We start from the raw sequence: 251 nt of genomic DNA on the forward strand, positions 1-251 counted from the left end.
GATCAAAGGGCTTCATCACGAAGCCATCCGGGAATACGGCGAGATCATGGACTGGACGGAGATCGTGCCGGAAGGTTATTGCATTTTGAATCCGGACTGCAAAGCGGCACGATTGACCGGGGCGGATGCCTCCCTGACTGAAGAGGATGTGCTCGGATATGCGCGCATGGCGGAGCATTTCTGTAAGTTGCCGATCTTTTACCTGGAATACAGCGGCATGTACGGCGATCCGGCACTTGTCCGGAAAGCCG

Annotated in this window: 1 protein-coding gene; it reads left to right on the plus strand. The window is 55.8% G+C overall.

Annotation, left to right across the window (positions count from 1 at the left end):
* Positions 1-251 (plus strand): geranylgeranylglyceryl/heptaprenylglyceryl phosphate synthase (locus SB775_RS31995; RefSeq protein ID WP_410865314.1); only part of this gene is annotated, 251 nt, incomplete at both ends.

The organism is Peribacillus sp. SIMBA_075, assembly GCF_046534585.1.